The organism is Rubritalea sp. (assembly GCF_039830215.1).
Taxonomy (GTDB): domain Bacteria; phylum Verrucomicrobiota; class Verrucomicrobiia; order Verrucomicrobiales; family Akkermansiaceae; genus Rubritalea.
The window spans coordinates 1-5,792 of record NZ_JBDOPO010000174.1 but is presented as its reverse complement, the minus strand read 5'-3'; the positions used below and the strand labels follow the sequence as shown (position 1 = coordinate 5,792).

The following is a 5,792-nucleotide window of genomic DNA, read 5'->3' as shown; positions in this document are numbered from 1 at the left end:
TAAGCAGGCTGTGAAGCTTAGTGAAAGAGGAATGAAGTATAGCGATATTTCTGAAATCGTAGGAGTTAACCGCAACAAAGTCTCTGAATAGTATAAATTGTGGCTCTCCGGTGGATTCAAAGCTCTCCAGGTTAAATCACGAGGAAAACCTAAGGGTTCAGGAAGCGCAATGTTTCACAATGGAACGTCTCAACTGCACCTGACTTCGTCAAATTGGACGCAGCTAGCCGCTGGGAAATTTCGAATCTAACATTGTCACTCAAATGCTGGCTTGGCGGAGGTGAGCTGAAGAGATAAGATTGCCAGTACTTTTGACTGATGGTCACTCTGGGTCCATAGCCCAGATTTGTGAAGGACGAAAAAAGGCAACTCGTAGCTGGGTTGTCTTTACAAAAATGTGGTACTAAGCTGCGAGACTGCGCTCGCCATCGTGCAGATAGAGGTAGGCGACGAGGAGGGTGAGCCATGCAACTGGTAGTGCCCAAATCAAACCTACTATCAGTGCTAATGCCCCAGCAAGCACGATGAAGCAGTTTATTATGAAGAGGAAAAATAACCTCCATTTGTTATCTCTGGTGAGTGAAGAGCTGTACTTAAGCGAGTCGATGACTCCGAGGTCTTTGTCGACGATGACAGTCTGGTAGAACATAAATCTCATGCCTAAATAAATGCCTGGAACGATGAAGAAGACTAAGCCTAAACCAACCATCAGCCCGTAGAGTATGGATGCGCCAATGAGTCTGAATAATTTTGTGCCACTTTGCCCAAAAAGCTGCCCAAGATTAGTATCTTTTCCTCTAAGTAGGTTGAGTCCAATTAATGTCAGGCCGAGCCCGAGGAACATAGTGAATATATTATTTAGGATGCCAGCGATGATTGCTCCAGTTCCAGTTTGTTGGTTGATGCTTTGATTATGACTTGGAAGAAACGGGGCTTGTTGAGTCATGCCCTCGGTAATAGGCGCTACCGCAACTGGGCCGTCGATTGCTGTGCCAATAGTCGATAAAACTCCACCTACGATAGAGGTGATGAGTATGTAGACAAACCAAGTGAGGAAGATGGCTCCAAAGCATGCAATGGTGGTCTTCCAGGATTTAGAAATACAGAAACCTATATCAAGTGGGATGGGCGTGGCTGGGATTTCATCAGTTCCACTGAGTTTTATGTTCTCGTCTACTATGGAGTTAGGAGCTGCATAGGGATTAGATCCGTTAGTTTGGCTTGGCGGTGTGGCTTCGATGTTGCGGAAAGCATCAACATCTTGAGCTGGTAACCAGTCGGCCATGCCTTCTTTCCAGACGAGGGTGTCGGAGGGTAGTGAGCCATTGAGCATCTGTGCTAGCTCAGCCTGAGAGACCGGCCCAGCTTGCTGACCATTGAGAGTGTAGTACCACATTTAGATTTTAGATTTTAGATTGAAGAGGTTAGAATTACAAATTCTGCTGACTCGTAGTCAGTCGGGGCACTGTGGGGACATAGCCTAGATTTGTGAAGGACGAAAAGATTTATTCAACAGGCAATGATCTAAACGAGGTGCGAGAGCTTTAGAAAATCTAGATTGTGCTAAAGTACGTACCGATTTTGACTGTTGAACTCCGCAGCAATAGACCTTGAAACAGCCACTTAAGCCCGCGATAGCGCCTGTGCTGTAGTGCTAGTCACTGTTGTAAAAGGAGTCATCATCGAGTCTGTTTATTCGCTGATCCACCCACCTGAGAAATAGTATTTCTGCAGGAAGGTGCAAGTCCATGGAATCCAAGCCCACACCATTTAGCACGAGTCATTCTTTGCTGCGCTCTACTCAGAGTCAGATAGGCCTCTACAATGCCGCAGCGTGCTTGACCATAATGCTAGCTTTGAGGCTGCAACGTGTTAGAGAAAAGCATGTCCACCTCTACCCTCGACGACACCAGCCTCGGTAGTAACCATCGTTGGCAATGCACATGTACAAAAAAGGGTTACATACCCTGCAAGCTAAGTGACTGCTGCGGACCCCTCGATATACCGCTAGACCACCACCACGCCCTGTCCGATGCGATTGGCTGCGCCGAGCTGTATTTGCGGAGGTAAACTAATCATTCAGTTATAGCCAACAAAACGCAGCCAACTATGCACCGTCTCATTTTGAACGAAGAGATCCACTCAGAGGTGATTCTTGATTTGGTGGCCAATGCCGAGGAGTTCGTATGGATTGTGACGGCGGACATCAAGGACATGCATATCAAAAAGGGCAAACGCTTCATGCCATTTTTGAGCATGTTGGCTGACTTGGTATCTAAGGGAGTGGCGATTAGGTTGATCCACGCAAAGGAACCTGGGCCGCGCTTCCGTAAAGATTTTGATCTCTATCCAGAGCTGATAGAGAGCCCATTGTTCGAACGCATTCTGTGTCCACGCGTGCACACCAAAGCAGTGGTGGTGGATGCTCAGAAGATGTTTGTTGGCTCGGCTAATCTGACTGGGGCGGGAATGGGAGCTAAGAGTGTGGATAAGAGAAACTTCGAGGCCGGTATCGTGACAGATGAGGCTCAGACGATAGATGACATGATGGAGTGGGTGGATCAATTGTACCTCGGAGATTTTTGTGGGAGCTGCAAGATGAGGAAATTTTGCCCAGATCCTATTCGTTAGCTGAGCAAAGAAAAAAGGCGACTCGTTGCCGAGTCGCCTTTTGGAATATTTGGTTGCCGAGCTGGGGCTCAGCGGTCCCAGTTGAGCTTAGAAGTGGATCGCGTGGTCGTCTGCGTCGAGTGTCGCTTCGTGGATTGCTTCGGCCAATGTTGGGTGAGCGTGGATGGTGCTGTGAATTTCTTCAGCAGTACATTCCATTTCGAGAGCGAGACCCATCTCAGCGATAAGTTCAGTAGCGTTGTCACCGATGATGTGTGCGCCGAGGAGTTCGCCGTGTTCTTTTCCATAGAGGAGCTTAACGAAACCTTCGGTGTCAGCAGCAGCTTGTGCTTTGCCGATTGCTGCGAATGGGAACTTACCAACCTTGTATTCGACGCCTTCTTCTATGAGTGCGCGCTCAGTCTTACCGACTGATGCCACCTGTGGGTGAGCGTAGGTACAACCTGGGAAGTTACCAACCTTACGTGGAGTCTTGCCTTCTACGAAGAGTCCTTCAACACACTGGATAGCTTCGAAGGAAGCAGTGTGCGCGAGCCATGGTGGGCCAGAGATGTCACCACATGCGTAGACGTTAGGGATAGATGTCTCGTAACGGTCACCAACCTTGATGAAGCCGCGGTCGAGCTCAGGCTCGAGGCCACCAGGGAGTACTGGAGCAACACCGATAGCAACGAGGCAGACATCAGCAGTGATTTCCTGTGTGCCTTTAGCATTTTCAACTGTGAGAGTCACAGAGTCGCCGTTGTTTTGTGTGCCAGTCACCTTAGTCTCAGTGAGAACCTTGATTCCTTGTTTCTTGAATGATTTGCCGATTTCTGCACCGATCTCGTCGTCTTCAACAGGAAGGATGTTTGGGAGCATCTCGATGAGAGTCACCTTTGTGCCGAATGCATTGTAGATGTAGGCAAATTCAACACCGATAGCACCTGCACCGATGATGGCGAGGGACTTAGGTTGCTCAGAAAGGTTCATAGCTTCCTTAGAAGAAATGACTGCCTTGCCGTCGAATGGGAGTGGTGGGAGCTCGCGGCTCTTACAACCAGTAGTGATGAGGATGTTAGCACCTGTGATAGTCTGCTTGGTGCCATCGGCAGCAGTGACTTCTACAGTGTTTTCACCAGTCACAGCACCGAAGCCTTTGACGTAGTCGACCTTGTTCTTCTTGAAGAGGAACTCGATACCGCCAGCGAGACGTGTGGAAACTTTGCGTGAGCGCCCAACTACCTTTGTCCAATCGAATGTGAGGTTGTCGAATGAAAGACCGAACTCCTGAGATTTCTTAGTGAGTGTCTGGTAAAGCTCAGCATTTTTGAGGAGGGCTTTTGTAGGGATACAACCCCAGTTGAGACATGTGCCGCCTGCGCGGTCTACTTCTACAACAGCTACCTTTTTACCAAGTTGAGCTGCACGGATTGCTCCAACATAACCGGCAGGGCCGCCGCCAATAACAATGAGGTCGTATGACATAATTTTTGTTTAGGGTGAAAATTTTCCAAGCTACATCGAATGCATGCTCTGAACGCGGACAAGGTAGGGTGAAAAAGCGACTTTTCAACCCTAAACCGCCACTCTGTGGCGAGTGTAAAGTGGAAAGTCAAAGGGCTGAAGTTCCAGAGACTCTCGCTGAAGCGAAAGAAAAGGAACTTAATTTATATCATGGGGGCTAGCACACTACAGGGAATCAAGCTTCGCGCATGGCTGCGATCGCGGCCTTCATGTCGGAAGCGCCGAAGGCGGATGAGCCGGCGACGAGGACATTGGCGCCAGCTTTGGCTGCGATTTTTGCGGTTAGTGGGGTGATGCCACCGTCGACTTCGATGTGGAAGTTGAGCCCATGTTGTTCACGATAGGCAACAGCGGCTTCGACTTTAGTCATCATGTCTTCCATGAAGGATTGCCCTCCGAATCCTGGGACGACGGTCATGGGGAGAAGAAGGTCTATCTGGTCGAGGTAGGGAACAACTTTTTCAAATGGAGTGGCTGGGTTGAGCGCTAGGCCAGCGAGGACTCCGGCTTTGCGGATTTCTGCTAGGGTGTTGGTGACATCGTGCTCGGCTTCGACGTGGACAGTGATCATGTCTGAACCAGCTGCGATGAAGCGCGGGAGATAATGGTCTGGGCGCGAGATCATGAGGTGGACATCGAGGAAGACATCGTTGTTCTCATTAATCGACTGGATCATCTGCGGGCCAAATGAAACGTTGTCGACAAAGTGGCCGTCCATGACGTCGAGGTGAAGCCAGTCAGCCCCGGATTCGACGGCTCTGGAGACTTCTTCAGAAACTCTGCCCCAATCGGCGGCGAGCAGTGAGGGGGCAAGGATGCGATCTGTGTGGTGCCAGTTCTTCATATTCCAAATACTAAGTAGAAAGTTTAGAGGTTTCAAGTTGGCAGTGAGACATCGGCTGATTACACCTAAATGCATGAGCGAAGATTTCTTGATCGAAGGCAAGGGTGATGAATTTTATATGGAACTGGCTCTGCGTGAGGCTATGAAGGCTGCTGGTGCTGGCGAGGTGCCTATTGGTGCCGTGATAGTGAAGGACGAGCGAGTGATCGCGCGTTCGTGGAATCAGGTGGAAACACTGAAGGACGCGACGGCGCACGCTGAGATGTTGGCCCTAACATCAGCAATGAGCTCGGTGGGAGACTGGAGATTAGAGGGGTGTACGGTCTACGTGACCAAGGAACCTTGTCCAATGTGTGCTGGAGCGTTGGTCCACTGCAGGCCTGATAAAGTAGTTTTTGGTATTCCCGATCCTAAAGGTGGCGCTGCTGGGGGGTGGATCAATCTGCTGGATTCGAATCCACCGTTGAATCACAAGTGTGAGACTGTTTCTGGAGTGCTTCAGGAAGAATGCCTGTCCTTGCTCCAAAGTTTTTTCCGTGAAGCTAGAGCAAAGAAAAAAGCCGACCGTGACGCTAGGAAGCAAGAATCTTGAAAAGAAATTTATGTTCCTTGCATTTTTCGGTGGCCGCTTGACAGGAGACTGCCTGTAAGCTACTGACGCAGAAGTCTCTAGACAAGGTTGAGTATTTACAGCAAGCTATCATTGCCACTTTGAGGCAACAAAAGCAAAACGACACACAATATGGCGGGGGATTTCGGTTCCTCGCCTTATTATTTTTGTGAAAGAAATGACATAGATAGGGACATTTTA

5 protein-coding genes are annotated in these 5,792 nt (G+C 49.3%); 2 read left to right on the top strand and 3 right to left on the bottom strand.

Going from position 1 to position 5,792, the window contains the following annotated elements; all coding sequences use genetic code 11:
- Positions 1 to 403: 403 nt before the first annotated feature.
- Positions 404 to 1,396 carry a GYF domain-containing protein gene (locus ABGY95_RS05855; protein ID WP_347440761.1) on the bottom strand — a complete coding sequence of 331 codons (993 nt, stop codon included), beginning with the start codon at positions 1,394 to 1,396 and terminating at the stop codon, positions 404 to 406.
- A 713-nt stretch (positions 1,397 to 2,109) separates the two neighbouring features.
- On the opposite strand from ABGY95_RS05855, the gene ABGY95_RS05850 reads away from it, so the two are divergent.
- Complete coding sequence (locus ABGY95_RS05850; protein WP_347440760.1) at positions 2,110 to 2,631, top strand: phospholipase D-like domain-containing protein; 522 nt, start codon at positions 2,110 to 2,112, stop codon at positions 2,629 to 2,631.
- Between the two features lie 87 nt (positions 2,632 to 2,718).
- On the opposite strand, the gene lpdA is transcribed toward ABGY95_RS05850, so the two are convergent.
- Positions 2,719 to 4,098, bottom strand: coding sequence for a dihydrolipoyl dehydrogenase (lpdA, locus tag ABGY95_RS05845; RefSeq protein WP_347440759.1), 1,380 nt, complete (start codon positions 4,096 to 4,098; stop codon positions 2,719 to 2,721).
- 214 nt (positions 4,099 to 4,312) lie between these two features.
- Positions 4,313 to 4,981, bottom strand: a complete 669-nt coding sequence (rpe, locus tag ABGY95_RS05840; protein ID WP_347440758.1) for a ribulose-phosphate 3-epimerase — start codon at positions 4,979 to 4,981, stop codon at positions 4,313 to 4,315.
- Between the two features lie 73 nt (positions 4,982 to 5,054).
- Between rpe and tadA the strand changes: the two genes are divergently transcribed.
- Positions 5,055 to 5,573, top strand: a complete 519-nt coding sequence (gene tadA, locus ABGY95_RS05835) for a tRNA adenosine(34) deaminase TadA (protein WP_347440757.1) — start codon at positions 5,055 to 5,057, stop codon at positions 5,571 to 5,573.
- Positions 5,574 to 5,792: the final 219 nt, after the last annotated feature.

Coding starts and splice junctions, on each gene's coding strand:
- ABGY95_RS05855 (WP_347440761.1), bottom strand. CDS start 1,396: ATGTGGTACTACACTCTCAATGGTCAGCAAGCTGGGCCGGTCTCTCAG.
- ABGY95_RS05850 (WP_347440760.1), top strand. CDS start 2,110: ATGCACCGTCTCATTTTGAACGAAGAGATCCACTCAGAGGTGATTCTT.
- lpdA (WP_347440759.1), bottom strand. CDS start 4,098: ATGTCATACGACCTCATTGTTATTGGCGGCGGCCCTGCCGGTTATGTT.
- rpe (WP_347440758.1), bottom strand. CDS start 4,981: ATGAAGAACTGGCACCACACAGATCGCATCCTTGCCCCCTCACTGCTC.
- tadA (WP_347440757.1), top strand. CDS start 5,055: ATGAGCGAAGATTTCTTGATCGAAGGCAAGGGTGATGAATTTTATATG.